Source organism: Microvirga flavescens (assembly GCF_003290125.1).
Taxonomy (GTDB): Bacteria; Pseudomonadota; Alphaproteobacteria; order Rhizobiales; family Beijerinckiaceae; genus Microvirga; species Microvirga flavescens.
This window is the reverse complement of the sequence record NZ_QMKH01000007.1, coordinates 1-16,934: the sequence shown is the minus strand read 5'-3', so window position 1 is coordinate 16,934 and position 16,934 is coordinate 1. Positions and strand designations below refer to the sequence as shown.

The following is a 16,934-nucleotide window of genomic DNA, read 5'->3' as shown; positions in this document are numbered from 1 at the left end:
CGTTTGTTACGAGGTCCGGGCTTCCACTTTTGCCTGCGACCTCCCATCTTGTTGATCAGGAGAGCCGGAAAAGGCGACACTGAAGTGCGGTTTGAAGGTTGAGGCGGCAAACAAGCCGTGCGATTCTAATAGCCGAATAGGCGCTAAGAGACGAAGGGGCGGTCGAACCATCATGCTGACGACGTGGAGCACCTTGATCTTGCGGGATTGGATGCCCCCCCTCGCGGTTGGGCCGCAGAACCCCGGCGGCGACGATAATGACGACGGCCGTTCAGGCACGGCAATTATCAGCAAGACCAAGACCCGCACCAAGCGGCCCAATTTGTACCGAGTTCTCCTGTTGAATGACGATTACACCCCGATGGAGTTCGTGGTGCATGTGCTCGAGCGCTTCTTCAACAAGAACCGCGAAGACGCGACCCGCATCATGCTGCACGTCCATCAGAACGGCGTCGGGGAATGTGGAGTTTTCACCTACGAAGTGGCGGAGACGAAGGTGACGCAGGTGATGGATTTTGCCCGCAAGCACCAGCATCCCCTCCAGTGCGTGATGGAAAAGAACTAGTGAGTTACCGGGACATTCGGTCCCAAAGGACAAGCCATTGCCGAGCTTTTCTCGCAGTCTTGAACAAGCCCTCCACCGAGCTCTCGCTCTCGCGGGTGAGCGCCGTCATGAATATGCGACGCTCGAACATCTTCTCCTTGCCCTGATCGACGATCAGGACGCGGCCGCCGTCATGCGCGCGTGCAACGTCGATCTCGATATCCTGCGGCGCAACCTTGTCGAATACGTCGACAACGAGCTCGCCAATCTCGTGGCGGACGGGCGGCAGGATTCAAAGCCGACGGCAGGCTTCCAGCGCGTCATCCAGCGCGCGGTGATTCATGTGCAATCCTCCGGCCGCGACGAGGTGACCGGCGCGAACGTGCTTGTCGCGATCTTCGCCGAGCGCGAGAGCCACGCCGCCTATTTCCTGCAGGAGCAGGACATGACCCGTTACGACGCGGTCAACTACATCAGCCACGGCATTGCCAAGCGTCCCGGCGCCGCCGAGCCCCGCGCGCCGCGCGGAGCCGAGGAAGAGCCGTCCAACGAGCGCCCAGCTTCCGACGAGCAGGAAGGCCGCGCGAAGAAAAAGGGCGATGCCCTCGATGCTTACTGCGTCAATCTCAACAAGAAGGCAAAGGACGGCAAGATCGATCCGCTGATCGGACGCGAGGCCGAGGTGCAGCGCACGATCCAGGTTCTGTGCCGCCGCCAGAAGAACAACCCGCTGCTCGTCGGTGATCCCGGCGTCGGCAAGACCGCTATCGCCGAAGGCCTTGCCCGCAAGATCGTGCAGGGCGAGGTGCCGGAAGTGCTGCGTGATGCGACGGTGTTCGCCCTCGACATGGGCACGCTGCTCGCGGGCACCCGCTATCGCGGCGATTTCGAAGAGCGCCTGAAGCAGGTCGTCAAGGAGATCGAGGCGCATCCCAACGCCATCATGTTCATCGACGAGATCCACACGGTGATCGGCGCGGGCGCGACGTCGGGCGGGGCAATGGACGCCTCCAACCTGTTAAAGCCTGCTCTCGCGCAAGGGTCGCTGCGCTGCATCGGCTCGACCACCTACAAGGAATATCGCCAGTATTTCGAGAAGGACCGCGCCCTCGTTCGCCGCTTCCAGAAGATCGACGTGAACGAGCCGACGATCCCGGACGCCATCGAGATCGTGAAGGGCTTGAAGCCCTATTTCGAGGAGTTCCACAAGCTGCGCTACACCAACGACGCCATCAAGGCGGCGGTGGAGCTTTCGGCGCGTTACATCAACGACCGCAAGCTGCCCGACAAGGCCATCGACGTGATCGATGAAAGCGGCGCGTCGCAGATGCTCCTGCCCGAGAACAAGCGCAAGAAGACCATCGGCGTGAAGGAGATCGAGACCACCATCGCGACGATGGCGCGCATTCCGCCCAAGACCGTCTCGAAGGACGACGCCACCGTTCTCGCGAACCTGAAGGACACGTTGAAGCGCGTCGTCTATGGCCAGGACAAGCCCATCGAGGCCCTGACCTCGGCGATCAAGCTCGCCCGTGCGGGCCTGCGCGATCCCGAGAAGCCGATCGGTTCCTACCTCTTCGCTGGCCCGACCGGTGTCGGCAAGACCGAGGTGGCCAAGCAGCTCGCGGTGAGCCTCGGGGTGGAGCTGATCCGCTTCGACATGTCCGAATACATGGAGCGTCACACGGTGAGCCGTCTCATCGGCGCGCCTCCCGGCTATGTGGGCTTCGACCAGGGCGGCCTGTTGACCGACGGCATCGACCAGCACCCCCATTGCGTGCTGCTCCTCGATGAGATCGAGAAAGCGCATCCGGACCTGTTCAACATCCTCCTTCAGGTCATGGACCACGGGAAGCTGACGGACCACAACGGCAAGCAGGTCGATTTCCGGAACGTGATCATCATCATGACCACGAATGCCGGCGCCGCCGACCTCGCCCGCCCGGCCTACGGCTTCACCCGCACCAAGCGGGAAGGGGACGACACGGAGGCCGTGAACAAGCTGTTCGCGCCGGAATTCCGCAACCGCCTCGACGCCATCATCTCCTTCGGCCACCTGCCCAAGGAAGTGGTGGAGAAGGTGGTCGACAAGTTCGTCCTGCAGCTCGAGGCGCAGCTCGCCGACCGCAATGTCACCATCGAGCTGACGGACGAGGCCCGCGACTGGCTTGTCGAGCACGGCTATGACGAAGCGATGGGCGCACGGCCGATGGCACGCCTGATCCAGATGACGATCAAGACCCCGCTCGCGGACGATGTTCTCTTCGGCCGCCTGAAGGATGGCGGCGCGGTGCGGGTGATCGTCAAGACCGACGAGATCGGCTTGAAAACCCTTGGTTTCGAGTATCTCGAAGGCATGCCGAAGCCGAAGCCCGAGAAGGCTGTGGCCAACGCTGCCAAGAAGAAGAGCAAGACTCGGACAACTGGAAGTGCTAAGGCCAAAAAAACATCCAAGCCGAAAGGCTCGGGCGGCAGCGGCGGCGCGGTCCGCACTGTCCCGAAGGTTCCACTGGTTAAGGCATGACGACTGAATTGCACGAGGGTCCGCTGGAAACGGCAACGGAAGTCGCGGCTCCCGTCAGGCGCACCTGGCGCGAGCAGCGGGAACGCCGCCGCCGCAGGCGCATCTGGATGGAAGAAATCCTGGGTTGGATCCTCGTGCCGGCCATCGTCGTCGGCTGCTACTGGGCCGCGGAAGGGGTGATGACAGCGCTCGGCACCTCGCCGTCCGCCATCCTCAACGGTTTCAACATGGTGACATCGGGGTTCTAGCCTCCGCATTGCTCGCACATTCACCGCATCATGGCCGGATCTGATCCGGCCATTTTTGTTTTTAGGGCGTCGATGAATGGCGCAGAGGCACGGGGCGGACCAAGTCCCTGCCGTTACTCTTCCTCGCGGTGCTTGAAGGGTGTTGCGGAGGAAAGCTCTTCCGCTGCCTCGGCCACGTAGTCCCGCTCGTGTTCGAGATAATCCGCAATCGCCTTGCGCAGCGAAGGGTTGGCGATGTCGTGCGCCGATGAGGTGATGACGGGGCGGTAGCCGCGCGCCAGCTTGTGCTCACCCTGCGCACCGGCTTCCACGCGCTCCAGCCCTCTCGCGATGGCGAATTCGATGGCCTGGTAGTAGCAGACCTCGAAATGCAGGAACGGGTGATCCTCGATGCAGCCCCAATTGCGCCCGTAAAGGCGCGTGTCCCCGATGAAGTTGATCGCGCCCGCGATATAGCGGCCATCGTGGCGCGCCATGACCAGCAGAATGCGATCCGCCATGCGCTCGCCGATGAGAGAGAAGAACTTGCGGTTCAGGTAGGGCCGTCCCCATTTGCGTGAGCCGGTATCCATGTAAAACGCGAAGAAGGCATCCCAATGCTTTTTCGTGATGTCGGAGCCTGTCACCCATTCGATGGTAATGCCGTTCGTCAACGCATCGCGTCGTTCGCGCCGGATCGCCTTGCGCTTGCGGGAGGAGAGGGCGGCAAGAAAATCCTCGAAGCTTGCGTAGCCTTCATTGAACCAGTGAAATTGCTGGTCGTCCCGCCTCAAAAATCCGTGCGCCTCGAAGGCGTGAAGATCACCTTCCTGCAGGAACGTCGCGTGGATCGAGGATGCCTCGGTGTGCTCGCGTAAAGTCCGCAGGCCTGCGATGAGATGGGCGCGCACCTCATCCTGCGGCGCATCTTTCGCGACGAGAAGGCGCGGCCCGGTAACGGGGGTGAACGGCACGCTTACCTGAAGCTTCGGATAATAGCGCCCGCCTGCGCGCTCGAAGGCGTCGGCCCATGAATGGTCGAAGACGTATTCGCCCTGAGAGTGGGATTTGAGATAGCACGGCGCCGCGCCGACGAGTTTTCCCGCCTCGTCCTCCACCAGCACATGAAGCGGCATCCACCCCGACTTCGCGCCGACGCAACCGGATTCATCGAGGCTTGAGAGGAAGGCGTGGGAGATGAAGGGGTTGAAGGGATCGGCTCCAGAATCCGTGGAGCGTGCGCAGGCATCCCAGGCATCCGCCGGAACGGCGCTCAAGCCTTGCGCGATTTTGATCTGAAAAGGCACGTTGTTGAAGGGCCCCGCCGCGAAACATGAAGGTATGATCGCGGCGGGGCGCTTGCAAGAAAGTCGGCGAGAATTACGGCAGGAAGCCCTCGAACACCATCTGATCCGCATGCTTCTCGGCGCGGGCGCGGTCTTCCGGATTGCGCACGGTCCAGGTCATGACGGGCAGATGGCCGAGCAGCCTGCTCAAGTACGTCGAGGCGCAGGGCAGGTCCTTCACACGCCAGGAGAGGAACTGCGGCTGCGTTTCATCGAAGTGCAGCAGGTTCGCCATCCGGTGCTTCTTCTCAGGCGTGAGGAAGTCGTCGTCCTTCGAGGCGTACTCCAACTCGCCGATGAAGCCGCGCGTGATGGTGGGCGCGTGTTGGCGCAGATATGCCACGATGTCTGGATCGAACGACTTCACCACGAACGGGCCGCTGTAGTCGGCCAGGATCTCGATCACGCGCTTCGTCAGGCGCATGTCGCCGTTGAACTTGCTCTTCACTTCGATGACAAGCGGCGTGCGCCCGGCGATCTTGGCGAGATAGTCCTTGAAGGCGGGGATCTTGTCGCCGCCGACCGAGCCGGCGATGTCGATGGCCGCCAGCTCGGAGAGCTTGCGTTCCCCGACAAGGCCGGAGCTTCCCGTGAGCCGGTCAAGCTCGAAGTCATGGAAGACGATGGCCTCGTTGTCAGCGGTGAGCTGCACGTCGAGCTCCAGCGGAAAACCGCGCGCGATGGCGGCCTCCGCTGCCGAGAGCGTGTTCTCGATGATGCCGTTGGCTTTGTTGTGCAGGCCGCGATGGGCGATGGGCTTCGCGACGAGCCAGCTGGGCGTGCTCATTGGACTTCAAACATTCCTTCGACTTCGACAGCGACGTCGAGCGGCAATTCCGCAACGCCGACGGTGGAGCGGGCGTGGCGGCCCTTGTCGCCGAAAACCTCGACCATGAGGTCCGACGCGCCGTTCATGATGGGGGCGAGGGCAGCGAAGGTCGGCGCGGCGTTGATGAAGCCGCCGAGGCGCACGACGCGCACGACCTTGTCGAGATCACCCACCGCCGCGCGCAATTGCGCGATGAGGTTGATGGCGCAGTTGCGTGCTGCCGCCTGGCCGGCTTCCGGCGAGACTTCCGCGCCGAGCTTGCCCTTGTGGGCGTCCGCGAGCTTGCCGTCGACGCCGAGGCAGAGCTGGCCCGAAATCACGACCAGGTTTCCGGTGCGGACGAACGGCACGTAATTCGCAACCGGCGCGGCCGGCGTCGGCAGACTGATGCCCAGTTCCTGCAATCTCTTCTCAATGCTGCTCACGGGAGCCTCCTCGTTAGCCTTCTAACAGGCCTTGATACGGGCCAAGCTTTGGCGGATAGCCTGCCGAGAAGCAAGCCGGACGTTGCCGGTTCTTCAGCCTCGGCTTATCTCTGTTCATGTCCGAGCGCAGGCCAAAGGAGTTCTCATGCGTCGTTCGCTTCTTGTGCCATGCATCCTTCTGGCCACGGGCCTTGGCGCTTCTGCGCCCGCGCTGCCCGAGCCGGCAGTGAATCTTGTGCCCCATCGCGCCGTTTACGACATCACCCTTGGCAAATCCGTCGGAATGCGTGGGGTGGACAGCGCCCGGGGACGCATTGCTCTCGAGTTCGGCGGCAGTGTCTGCGACGGCTACACTATGAAATATCGGCAGGTGACCGTTCTCAACGGCGCGGAGGCCGGTCCGCGGACCATCGACGTGCGCACCGCGACCTATGAAGCCGGCGACGGATCGAGCATGCGTTTTCGGGTCGAGTCGACCCTCGAGGGCGCGGCGAAGGACAATGTGGATGGAGAAGCCAGTCTCAAAAACGACGGATCGCTTGCCGTTACCCTGAAAAAGCCCAAGCCGGACACTTTCTCTGCACCTGGGAGCCTGGTGTTCCCGACTGAGCATCTCAAGCGCCTTATCGGAGCGGCCCGCGCCGGAGGCAGTACGCTTTCCGTCAGGCTCTATGACGGATCGGATGACGGCAAGAAGGTTTATGACACGCTAGCCCTGATCGGCCGAAAGCTCGAGGGCGACGCCGGCAAACTCGAGGAACCCGCCCGCCAGGACGCCCTGTCCAAACAAGCCCGCTGGCCGGTGACTATCAGTTATTTCAACCCGGGGCAGGGAGACCGCACGCCCGCCTACATCATCTCGTTCGATCTCTATGAGAACGGTGTCAGCCGTGCGCTCAAGCTCGATTACGGCGATTTCTCCCTCTACGGCGAGTTGAAGAGCCTGGAATTATTGCCGGTTTCGACCTGTCAGCGCTGACGTCCGCGCAGGGCAAGGCCCTTCTGCAGGGCGTCTTTGCCGAACTTGTCGCGGATCTTGTCAATGGCGGTTTCCATCTTGGCCTGACGCACCACGCTCTGATCGGCGAGGTCGCCCTTATCGGCCTCAGCCGCATCGCAAAGGTCAGCCGCGCCGATGCCGATGAGGCGATAGGCGGTGCCGTCGCAGGCGGTCTTGAGAAGGTGCCGCGCGGGTTCGAACAGCCGCGCGGCGAGTTGTGTCGGCGGCAGGCCCGAGCGCGAACGCGTCAGCAGGCGAAATTCCGAGTCCTTCAACTTCAAGGTGATGCTCTGCGCCGCAAAATCCTCGGCCTTGAGGCGCGACGACACCTTTTCCGCGAGCCGCCAAAGGACGGGTTCGAGATCCTCGAACGAACGCAGGTCCATGTCGAAAGTGGTTTCCGCCGATATACTCTTGGTTTCTCGTTCGGTCTTCACGCGTCGGTCGTCCTGCCCCCAGGCGAGCCGTGCGAGACGCTGCGCATCGCGGCCTAAGGCCTCGAAGAGATTACGCTGTGAGGTCTCGCGCAGGTGCGAGATCAGCGTCACGCCGACCTTCGCCAGACGCGCCTGAGCGGAGGCCCCGATGCCGGGAATGATCGAAACCGGCTTGTCGGCCAAAAACGCGGGTGCTTCCTCCCGCCCGATGATCGAAAAGCCGCGCGGCTTTTCGAAGTCCGAGGCGATCTTGGCGAGGAACTTGTTGTAGGACAGGCCGACCGAGATGCTGATGCCGATCTCATCCTCCACGCGCTTCGCGAAGCGGGCGAGGGTGAGGGCCGGGCTTGCATGATGCAGGCGCTCGGTGCCGGACAGATCGAGAAACGCTTCGTCGATGGAAACCGGCTCCACCAGCGGCGTCATTTCGAACATTAGTTGGCGGACCTCGCGCCCGGCGACCCGGTACTTCTCCATGTTCGGCTTGATGACCACCGCGTGAGGACAAAGCTTGAGAGCCTTGAACATGGGCATGGCCGAGCGGACGCCATATGTGCGCGCCACATAGCAGCATGTTGAGACGACGCCGCGCTTGCCGCCGCCGATGATGACCGGCTTGTCCGCGAGGCTCGGATCGTCCCGCTTCTCCACCGCCGCGAAGAAGGCGTCGCAATCCATGTGAGCGACGGAGAGCGTGTCGCGCTCGGGGTGCGCGAGGAGGCGAGGGGAGCCGCAGGCCGTGCATCGCCGGACCGAAGCCGAGGCGGCGACGGTCAGACAATCCCGGCAGATGGGCGCGGCACTCGGCAAGTGAGAATCCTAGTAAAACTCGGACGGTGACAGGATCTGATGCGCCTCGACGATGCGCTCCGGCTTGACGGCAAGCTCCTCGGCAAGCGCCAGAAGCAACGCTTCGTCCGAGGCGACATAATCGAGGATAGCGGCGAAAAAGCCGGGGGCGTTTGCTGCGGCCCTGATCGAGTCGGGCTGCAGGCCGGAAATGGCCAGGAAACGGGTCAGCCTCTCCTCGTCCGCTACAATGCGGGCGAAGGCGTTCACGGCCACGCTTTCGGCTTCTTCAGCGTTTATTTTCCTTAATGCCATCTTCCTGTCCGGGCTTGCATTTCACCGTCAGCCATTTGCATTTCATCAATACGTGACCAGCTAGGTGTAGTTTCGGACGAATGATCGAGCCGGTGAAGTCTGTTTTTGGCTCTGGGGCTGCGGCAATGAAGAAAACAGTGCTTATTGTTGAGGACAACGAACTCAACATGAAGCTCTTCAACGATCTCCTTGAGGCCCACGGCTATGCCACCCTGAAAACGGGGCACGGGATCGAGGCGATGGAGCTTGCCCGCGCCCACAGGCCGGACCTGATCCTCATGGACATCCAGCTTCCCGAGGTTTCCGGCCTCGAGGTCACCCGTTGGCTGAAAGCCGACGAGGAGTTGAAGTCGATCCCCGTCATCGCCATCACCGCCTTCGCCATGAAGGGCGACGAGGAGCGCATTCGCGAGGGCGGCTGCGAGGCTTACCTGTCGAAGCCGATCTCCATCGCCAAGTTTCTGGAAACGGTGAGAACCTATCTCAACGCGGACGAAAAGCCCGCTTAAGCCGCCTGTGACTTGTTACTGGACGGCTTGAATGTCTCGAGGCTGATCCAGGCCTTCGCAGCGGAGTTCCTCGTGATTCCACAAGCCTCCACGGTTCAGGCACGAATCGACTTGCTCGATAGCCGTGAAGTTGTCCCGAAGCGCAAGGAAGACCCACAGCCCGACCAAGGTGATGGCAATTATCCATCTCAGCATGGCAAGACCTCATCAACCGGACGACAAGGTCTAGGCGCAATCTGGAAAACGCGCACTAAACGATCAGGGAGGAAGGTAGCAAATTTGCCTAAAGCCTCTCCCTTGGTCACGCTTCGAGCGGCTTATGATTCGGCCTTATTGCATTGGCTGACAATTTCTGATCTTCTGTGAGCAGGAAATTTCGCCTCTTTGGCGAAGGCTGTTTCCCGCGCACCAATTGCCTTTGAAGCTGCGGAAAACACGACAAAATTGAGCATGGCAGGTGTTTCAGGCACCTTTCGGCTCTTTCAGACGCCCCGGATGCTCAGGTCCGCCGCATCTCCTGGGACTTCGTGGGCTCGGCCAAGCTGGAGGCGGTTGTCGCCTCCTCAGCCCCGCCTCCAGCTGGCCACCTTATCCCTCACCAATTCGCGATTGATCGGGGCGGAACCTTTCCTGCCAGACCGGAATTTTTCCTCCGATGTCGGCGCAGGGCGCCGTCGAGGCAGCCCTGCAGGAGGTTGCCATGAGAAGGATTCTCGTCACCTTGGCCGTTTCCGGAGCCGTCTTATGCGGCGCGGCTGCTTTCGCGCCCGCTTCGGCTACGGTCATTCCCAATCCGTCGGAAGCTCTGAAGACGACCGATCTCGTGACCCCGGCGCGGTGGGTCTGCGACCGGGGCGGGAACTGTGTCTGGCGTGGCCCGCAATCCAGAGAATTCTATTACGGGCCGCCGGGCTGGAAACACTGCGACTACCGGTGGCGCACGGGCCCACATGGACCCTATCGCCAAAGGCTTTGCTGGTAACGCCTAGCCGATCCTGTGTAGAAGGCCCGTCAATTCGCCAAGGCGGTCGAGCTTTTGAAAACGTGGCTCGGCCGCCGGTTCTTCGTCGTGCTCATGAGCCCAGGTGAGGGCATAGGGGATATAGACGCCCCAGCTTCCCGCCTGGATCGCGGGGAGGACGTCGGATTTCAAAGAATTGCCCACCATCATGCTGCGGCCCGGCCCGTGCCCGTGCCGCTCGAACAAACGCTTGTACGTCTCGGCGTTCTTGTCGCTGACGATCTCAACCGCATGGAACAGGTCGCCAAGGCCCGATTGGGCGAGTTTGCGCTCCTGGTCGAAAAGGTCCCCCTTCGTGATGAGCACGAGGCGATAGGCCCCGGAAAGCTGCTGCAGTGTCTCGCGGATATGGGGCAGGGTCTCGACGGGGTGATCGACCATGTCCCGCCCCGCCGCCAGAATTTCGGCGATCACAGAGGCGGAAACGCGCCCCTCGGTCACCTCCACGGCTGTTTCGATCATCGAGAGCATGAAACCCTTGATGCCGAAGCCGTAGTAACGAAGGTTTCGTTTCTCGGCCTCCAAAAGCCGCTGCGAGATGTGCTCGCCCTCCGCATGGTCGCCGAGCAGGGCCCTGAAGCGATCCTCCGTCAGCTTGAAGAGCTGCTCGTTGTGCCAGAGTGTATCGTCGGCGTCGAAGCCGATGGTGGTGAGGGCAGGGGCGCGAGAGGTCATCGCGGGTCACTCGCGGTCGTTGAATAGGCTCACGGAGCCTAGCCGGTCCTACCGTCGACTTACAATGTGGTCGAGTGCGCGCCCAAAAGAAAAACCGCCCCGGTAAGGAGGCGGTTTCAACCGAACGGATCAGTTATCGAGAGAACTCGATTACTTGATCTTCGTCTCGCGGAACTCGACGTGCTTCTTCGCGACGGGGTCGTACTTCTTCATCACGAGCTTGTCGGTCTTGGTGCGGGAATTCTTCTTCGTCACGTAGAAGTAGCCGGTTTCGGCGGACGAGACGAGCTTCACTTTGATGGTTGCGGCTTTGGCCATGGTCGGACCTCTTGTTGGGTAGTTCGGCTTAGCCGAAACACAAAGGGCCGGGTCTCCCCGGCCGGAATTTCACGCTGTCAATGCCCGATAACGCCCTCTGCGTCAAGGCTTTCGGCGCATCGAACCCGATTACAGCCATTCCTGAACGAAACGCCCGTTCCTCGTGTGGAAGAACGGAACCGGAAGTTCGTGGATGAAGCCGGCGGCGATTCGGCTCTCCAGCTCCTGCAGGACCTTACGGGTGATATCCGGAAGGTCCAGCTTCTGCGCCTGAGTGAAGGTGACCCAGGCAAGTTCCACCAGCTCGGAATCGGGTCCCACCACCCCATCGACGAAATCGGCCACGCAATCGTTGTCCACGGCGAAGAAGCGGGTGTCGAACCGTTTCACGCGCTTGGGGGGCGTGATTGCCCGGGCGACGAATTGCAGCGTGTCGAGCTCCGGAAATACGCCCCGCTCCTGAAAGGCGGCCCAGGGGCCGGGCGGCGTGCTCTCGGGGGCGCCGTAATCCTTGGAGCCGAGCATGAGCCCGGTTTCCTCGAACGTTTCGCGGATGGCGGCGAGCGCCAGAGCGCGGCAGCGTTGCCAGGAGGGGCGGGAAACGCGTTCCATCAGCGCCTGCTCGGCGCGAGGGTGGAGCGAGCCCGCCACCGACATCTGCCGGTCCGACGGCTCGACCCGCCCGCCCGGAAAGACGAACTGGCTCGGCATGAATTTGTGGCCGTCATGCCGGCGACCCATCAGCACCTTCGGGTTCTTGCCGCTCCGGTCGATGATGATGAGGGTCGCGGAGTCGAGAGGACGAAGGGCAGGGGCCCGGGTTTCAGGCGAGATGGGAGCGCCCGTTCCCGACTGAGACTGAACCTTCGGCACCAGACGCCTCCCTTTCGTTCTTGTTTCTGGCGCGGGCCGCGCCGAATCCGTGCATGCCTAGCGCGTATTGCAGCCCGACGACAGCACCCTTGGTTGGCTGCAGGAGGCCGAGGCAAAGGGCGAGCGTGAGGGTGGGCCAAACGGCAATCTGCGCCCAGAGCGGCACGTCGAAATGCGTCTCGGTCATCAGGATGCAATAGCCGATCAGGTGACCGACGACGAAGATGACGAGATAGGGCGGCAGGTCGTCGGCCCGGTGATGATGAAACTCGGTCTCGCAGCAGTCGCAGGCCGCGCTGACCTTCAGAAAACGCCCGAAGAGCCGGCCTTGCCCGCAGGCAGGGCAACGGCCCATGAAGCCGCGCTTCATGGAGGTGAGCAGCTCGGGAGTGTCGGCGATCATCCGCTCGGCCTTCATGGCTTGTCCTTCCACGGGCGTCAGCGCCTGTGTTTCGATTTGACCTTGGTTTTCGTTTTCCTGGCCGCAGGGCGCGGACCGGATTTCGCCCGGAGCTTTCCACCCCCGCCGCGTTTGCCGCTGTAACGGCCCTCGGACAGGATCTCGAAGCGCAAGGCGCCGGCGACCGGGGCCGCTTCTACCAGCTTCACGCGCACCTTGTCTCCGAGGCGGAAGGTCTCGCCCGTGCGCTCGCCTCGCAGGGCGTGGTTGCCTTCTTCGAAGCGGTAATAATCCGCCCCGATGGTGCCGGCCGGAATGAAACCATCCGCGCCGGTTTCATCGAGCTTGACGAAAAGCCCGGCCTTCGTGACGCCCGAAACCTGGCCGTCGAAGCTGGAGCCGATCCGGTCGGCGAGGTGGTGGGCGATGAGACGGTCGATGGTTTCCCGCTCCGCCGCCATTGCGCGCCGTTCCGACATGGAAATGCGGGAGGCGATCTCGGCAAGCTCCTGCCGGGTCGTGTCGTGCGAAAGCCCATCCTTGCCGAGCTTCATGGCGGTGATCAGCGCGCGGTGCACCACGAGGTCCGCATAGCGCCGGATCGGCGAGGTGAAATGCGCGTAGCGGCGCAGGTTCAGGCCGAAATGGCCGTAATTCTCGGCGGAGTATTCGGCCTGCGATTGCGAGCGCAGCACGACCTCGTTGATGAAGAGCTGATTCTCCGTGCCTTCGACGCTGCCGAGGATTCGGTTGAAGAGTTCCGGCTTCACCACATTGCCCTTCGGCAATTTCAGGCCGATGGAGGCGAGAACCTCGCTCAAGGCCCGCATCTTTTCCAGCGAGGGCTCGTCGTGGACGCGGTAGATCAGCTCGAACCCGGCTTTCTCAAGCGTCTCCGCCGCCGCCACGTTGGCGAGGATCATGAATTCCTCGATGAGCTTGTGCGCTTCGAGCCTTTCGGGAACGAATACCCTGTCAACCGTGCCGTCCGGCTTCAGGACGATTTTGCGCTCGGGCAGATCGAGAAACAGCGGGCCCCGGATGTCGCGCGCTTTCTTCGCCACGTCAAAGGCCGCCCAGAGGGGGCGCAGGATCGCGTCCAGCAACGAGCCTGTAATCTCATCCGGCCTGCCGTCGATGGCGGCCTGCGCTTGGCTGTAGGACAGCTTCGCCGCCGAACGCATCATCACGCGGTGGAAGCTGTGATGTTTCTTGCGGCCCTCAGCATCGAGCACCATGCGCACGGCGAGCGCCGGGCGCGGCACATGCGGGCGTAACGAACAGAGATCGTTGGAGATCCGCTCCGGCAGCATCGGCACGACGCGGTCGGGGAAATAGACCGAGTTGCCGCGCTCCACGGCCTCCCTGTCGAGCGCCGTTCCGGGGCGCACATAGGCCGCCACGTCCGCGATGGCGACAGTGACGATGAAGCCGCCCGGATTGTCGGGGTTCTCGTCCCGCACGGCGTGGACCGCATCGTCGTGGTCCTTGGCGTCGGGCGGGTCGATGGTGACAAGCGGCATGTCCCGCCAATCTTCACGCCCCTCCAGGCCCAGATGCTCGGCCTTCTCGGCTTCCGCCAGCACGTCCTTGCCGAACACGTTGGGAATGCCGTGGGCGTGGATCGCGATAAGGCTCACCGCCTTCTCGGAGGCAAGTGAGCCCAGGCGCTCCTTCACCTTGGCGTGGGGAAGGCCGAAGCGGCCCGCCTTGAGCACCGTGACGGCGACGAGATCGCCGTCCTTCGCCTCGCCCTCGTCGCCGGGGCGGATAATGAGTTCACGCTCGCGGGATTTCTTCTCGACAGGCACGAGCCGCGCGCCGCCCTCCGGCAGCGAGTGAAAAATGCCGAGCACCTGCGCGCGGTGCTTTTCCAGAATTTTGACGACGCGGCCCGTGTAGTGGTGGATATCGTTCTTGAGCGGCGAGACGCGGATCAGCACGCGGTCGTTGACGCCGGGTGTCGGCTGACCGCGCTGCGGCTTGCGGGGAAGCGTCACGAGAATGGTCGGGATCGGGCCGTGCTCCTCGTCCCATTCCGCAGGCTCGGCGATCAGTTCACCGTCCTCGTCCCGGCGCTTGATGTCGGCGAGAACCACCGGCGGCAACTGGCCAGCCTTGTGCATGGTCTTGCCGCGCCGGTCGACGACGCCCTCGACCTCGAGATCTTTCAGCATCTGCTTCAGCCAGATCTTATCCCCGCCCTTGATGTTGAAGGCCTGCGCGATCTCGCGTTTGCCGATCTTGCCGGGAGCCTTGGCGATGAACGCGACAAGGTCCTCGCGGGAGGGAAGGGAGGGATGGGCTGGTTTGGAACGTTTGGCCAAGGGGAATGGATTCCCGATACGGTGCGATGTGAGCCTTGTCGCATGCGAGAGCCCCCGGAGCTAGAGCCTTCCCATGTCGCGAGCACCGAGATCTCTGGACGCCTCCGGCCGCAAGGCCTGAAAAAGGGACCTGGAAAAAAGAAAGGCCCCTTTTGGGGGGGCCTGAAGGGGCCGGCTCGTGGGGGCAGAATGAGCCGGTAGCGAGTATTAAACGCTGCCCAACCGGCTTGGTTCCGCCTAGATCGAAAATTTTTATGACCCCGATCCAGATTTTTTATTCAACCCTTGATTTGCAACTCAATATCCTGCTCGAGGAAAACCGAGAACAGGCTACCGGGCCGGCTTTGGATTGCATACCAAGAGTTGCCTCTTCCGCTGCGAAGCTTAACCTTTGATTGCGAATTTGGGGCCGCAAAATAAAGAAATTTCTAATAGTCCTGTTTGTTCCTAGAGGTCAGATCCTCTGAAAAGCTGCTCTTGATAAGTCAATTGGCATGGAATGTGGCCGCCATCATGGCTTGGCGATCGCCCTTCATGCAGTGATGCGCTGCAATGCGAAGCTGGGGGTTGGTATGCTGAGTGCACTTGAACAGGCTTATCTGGACTTCGTCATAAGCCATAGTGGCTCTTTGGGGAGCTATTGGGGAGCCATAAATGGCGGAACCAGTGGTGGAGGCGTCATCATCATCAATTCAAACGGTGGTGTGATCACTGGCAATCCCAGTGGCTCGGCCGGAACGACTGCAAGTCGTGGTGAAGGTATGACGACCACTCAGCAGACACCGAATGGGAGTGTTCGCTCGACCCTTTACAACAATGGTGGAACAGGAATTGTCACGACAACTTTCGGTGAATCTGGAGCCGTTACGATTGTCGATGAATATATCGATCCCAATCACATAAAAACGACAACAACCACGACAAGAGTTGCCACAGCTTATGACAGCAGCGGTCAGGCCGTTGCATGGCATGATCTGGTTGTGACAGAGGTCCATCGACCAGGTGCTGAGCCGGAGATCTTCAGGACAGAAATCGACGTTCAACCGGGTTCGTCAGTTGGTGGCCAAAGCCAGTCCGGCACTGAATATGCTCTTAAATTTGGCAGTGACGATACAAACGACGTGCTTAGCGGCAGCAGCGGGAAGGATATGCTGATTGGTGGTGCCGGCAACGATACTTTGCTGGGCAGCGCCGGGGCCGATATCATGGTCGGGGGTGATGGCTACGACACCGTAAGCTATGCCGGCTCGAGTACAGGCATTGTCGCGAACTTGACGGATGCAAGCCTCAATACTGGCCAAGCCGCGGGCGATGTATATAGGGGCATCGAGGCGTTGGTCGGCTCGCGATTCAACGATCACCTTACCGGTGATGCTGAGAGCAATGTTCTCGACGGCGGGGACGGTGACGACTACCTGTTTGGCGGCGCTGGTGCGGATACGCTGAACGGTGGGGCCGGCGGGTTCGATCTGGCGATGTACGACGGCGCGTCGGCGGGGGTTGTGGCGAGCCTTGTGTCGGGCGGCACAGCGGGGGATGCGGCGGGGGACCGCTACAGCGGCATCGAGGGCCTTTCGGGCACGCATCACGCGGACCGGCTGACGGGCGACGAGAATAATAACTGGCTGTTCGGCCGCATGGGCGACGACACGCTTGTGGGCGGGGGCGGAGCGGACGTGCTCGACGCCGACATCGGCAACGACGTGATGTATGGCGGCACGGGCGACGACCTGGCCTATGGCGGCGACGGCAACGACCTTGCCTATGGGGAGGACGGCAACGACAATCTCGATGGCGGCGACGGCGACGACCGTCTCTATGGCGGTAACGGCAACGACTATCTGCTGGGTTGGACCGGGAACGACGTACTGAACGGCGGCGCCGGTGCGGACACGCTGGACGGTTCCGCGGGGTTTGACTTTGCGGATTACGGATACGCGACGTCGGGCGTCGCGGTGGACATGCTTTATGGCGGCAACAACCGCGGCGAGGCGGCCGGTGACGTGCTGATCTCGATCGAGGCCGTGATCGGCTCGGCCTATGGGGACGAGTTTTATGGCCATCAGGGCTACAACGAGTTCTGGGCCGGTGGCGGCAACGACCTGCTGGAGGGCCGTGGCGGCGGAGATTACCTCAACGGCGGCGACGGCTATGACTTCGCGGTGTACTGGAGCGCGACCTCCGGGGTGCGGGCGAGCCTGGATCGGCCCTCGATCAACACGGGCGATGCGGCGGGCGACATCTATGTGAGCATCGAAGGCCTTGGCGGCTCGGGGTATGGCGACATGCTGCAGGGCAATGCGTCGAGCAACGACCTTTACGGCTATGGCGGCAACGACGAGCTCCTGGGCGGCGGCAGCGGCGACTACCTGAAC

Annotated in this window: 18 protein-coding genes; 7 read left to right on the top strand and 11 right to left on the bottom strand. The window is 62.0% G+C overall.

Going from position 1 to position 16,934, the window contains the following annotated elements:
- Positions 1-211: 211 nt before the first annotated feature.
- Genes clpS through DQW91_RS13420 form a run of 3 tightly spaced genes read left to right on the top strand, consistent with a single transcriptional unit; the run spans position 212 to position 3,316 of the window.
- The gene (gene clpS / locus DQW91_RS13430) at positions 212-565 is read left to right on the top strand and encodes an ATP-dependent Clp protease adapter ClpS (protein ID WP_112664328.1); all 354 of its coding nucleotides are present in this window, start codon (positions 212-214) and stop codon (positions 563-565) included.
- A 37-nt stretch (positions 566-602) separates the two neighbouring features.
- Positions 603-3,068, top strand: coding sequence for an ATP-dependent Clp protease ATP-binding subunit ClpA (gene clpA, locus DQW91_RS13425; protein WP_112664163.1), 2,466 nt, complete (start codon positions 603-605; stop codon positions 3,066-3,068).
- Positions 3,065-3,316, top strand: coding sequence for a hypothetical protein (locus tag DQW91_RS13420; RefSeq protein ID WP_112664162.1), 252 nt, complete (start codon positions 3,065-3,067; stop codon positions 3,314-3,316). Before clpA ends, DQW91_RS13420 begins: the two co-directional genes overlap by 4 nt.
- 113 nt (positions 3,317-3,429) lie before the next feature.
- Here the strand turns inward: DQW91_RS13420 and DQW91_RS13415 are convergent, their stop codons facing one another.
- The 3 genes from DQW91_RS13415 to DQW91_RS13405 form a co-directional block, all read right to left on the bottom strand.
- Positions 3,430-4,602 carry a GNAT family N-acetyltransferase gene (locus DQW91_RS13415; protein WP_245411030.1) on the bottom strand — a complete coding sequence of 391 codons (1,173 nt, stop codon included), beginning with the start codon at positions 4,600-4,602 and terminating at the stop codon, positions 3,430-3,432.
- 73 nt (positions 4,603-4,675) lie between these two features.
- A complete protein-coding gene (locus tag DQW91_RS13410) occupies positions 4,676-5,428 on the bottom strand; it encodes a glycerophosphodiester phosphodiesterase family protein (protein WP_112664160.1) in 753 nt (250 codons plus the stop codon).
- A complete protein-coding gene (locus tag DQW91_RS13405; protein ID WP_112664159.1) occupies positions 5,425-5,895 on the bottom strand; it encodes a RidA family protein in 471 nt (156 codons plus the stop codon). Before DQW91_RS13405 ends, DQW91_RS13410 begins: the two co-directional genes overlap by 4 nt.
- Before the next feature lie 145 nt (positions 5,896-6,040).
- On the opposite strand from DQW91_RS13405, the gene DQW91_RS13400 reads away from it, so the two are divergent.
- On the top strand, positions 6,041-6,874 hold the full coding sequence (locus tag DQW91_RS13400; protein WP_112664158.1) for a cell envelope integrity EipB family protein: 834 nt from the start codon (positions 6,041-6,043) through the stop codon (positions 6,872-6,874).
- Here the strand turns inward: DQW91_RS13400 and DQW91_RS13395 are convergent.
- Both DQW91_RS13395 and DQW91_RS13390 read right to left on the bottom strand, forming a co-directional pair.
- Positions 6,865-8,142, bottom strand: coding sequence for a DNA polymerase IV (locus DQW91_RS13395; RefSeq protein ID WP_112664157.1), 1,278 nt, complete (start codon positions 8,140-8,142; stop codon positions 6,865-6,867). The two genes, DQW91_RS13400 and DQW91_RS13395, sit on opposite strands and share 10 nt — an antisense overlap.
- A 9-nt stretch (positions 8,143-8,151) precedes the next feature.
- On the bottom strand, positions 8,152-8,436 hold the full coding sequence (locus tag DQW91_RS13390) for a DUF3572 domain-containing protein (protein WP_112664156.1): 285 nt from the start codon (positions 8,434-8,436) through the stop codon (positions 8,152-8,154).
- A gap of 125 nt (positions 8,437-8,561) precedes the next feature.
- Here DQW91_RS13390 and DQW91_RS13385 point away from each other — a divergent pair, with 125 nt between their 5' ends.
- Positions 8,562-8,945 (top strand): response regulator, encoded by a 384-nt coding sequence (locus DQW91_RS13385; protein ID WP_112664327.1) that lies wholly within the window; start codon positions 8,562-8,564, stop codon positions 8,943-8,945.
- A gap of 317 nt (positions 8,946-9,262) precedes the next feature.
- On the opposite strand, the gene DQW91_RS16655 is transcribed toward DQW91_RS13385, so the two are convergent.
- Complete coding sequence (locus tag DQW91_RS16655; protein WP_157961445.1) at positions 9,263-9,415, bottom strand: hypothetical protein; 153 nt, start codon at positions 9,413-9,415, stop codon at positions 9,263-9,265.
- A 230-nt stretch (positions 9,416-9,645) separates the two neighbouring features.
- Between DQW91_RS16655 and DQW91_RS16650 the strand changes: the two genes are divergently transcribed.
- Positions 9,646-9,927, top strand: a complete 282-nt coding sequence (locus DQW91_RS16650; RefSeq protein WP_157961444.1) for a hypothetical protein — start codon at positions 9,646-9,648, stop codon at positions 9,925-9,927.
- A 3-nt stretch (positions 9,928-9,930) separates the two neighbouring features.
- On the opposite strand, the gene DQW91_RS13370 is transcribed toward DQW91_RS16650, so the two are convergent.
- The 5 genes from DQW91_RS13370 to rnr form a co-directional block, all read right to left on the bottom strand.
- Positions 9,931-10,641 carry an HAD family hydrolase gene (locus DQW91_RS13370; RefSeq protein WP_112664153.1) on the bottom strand — a complete coding sequence of 237 codons (711 nt, stop codon included), beginning with the start codon at positions 10,639-10,641 and terminating at the stop codon, positions 9,931-9,933.
- A gap of 150 nt (positions 10,642-10,791) precedes the next feature.
- On the bottom strand, positions 10,792-10,959 hold the full coding sequence (gene rpmG, locus DQW91_RS13365; RefSeq protein ID WP_112664152.1) for a 50S ribosomal protein L33: 168 nt from the start codon (positions 10,957-10,959) through the stop codon (positions 10,792-10,794).
- 129 nt (positions 10,960-11,088) lie between these two features.
- On the bottom strand, positions 11,089-11,832 hold the full coding sequence (locus DQW91_RS13360) for an NUDIX hydrolase (RefSeq protein WP_245411029.1): 744 nt from the start codon (positions 11,830-11,832) through the stop codon (positions 11,089-11,091).
- Positions 11,783-12,250 carry a DUF983 domain-containing protein gene (locus tag DQW91_RS13355; protein ID WP_245411028.1) on the bottom strand — a complete coding sequence of 156 codons (468 nt, stop codon included), beginning with the start codon at positions 12,248-12,250 and terminating at the stop codon, positions 11,783-11,785. Before DQW91_RS13355 ends, DQW91_RS13360 begins: the two co-directional genes overlap by 50 nt.
- A 20-nt stretch (positions 12,251-12,270) precedes the next feature.
- Positions 12,271-14,559, bottom strand: a complete 2,289-nt coding sequence (gene rnr, locus DQW91_RS13350; protein ID WP_112664150.1) for a ribonuclease R — start codon at positions 14,557-14,559, stop codon at positions 12,271-12,273.
- Between the two features lie 1,121 nt (positions 14,560-15,680).
- Between rnr and DQW91_RS17245 the strand changes: the two genes are divergently transcribed.
- A partial coding sequence (locus tag DQW91_RS17245; protein WP_281024036.1) for a calcium-binding protein occupies positions 15,681-16,934 on the top strand: 1,254 nt, incomplete at its 3' end.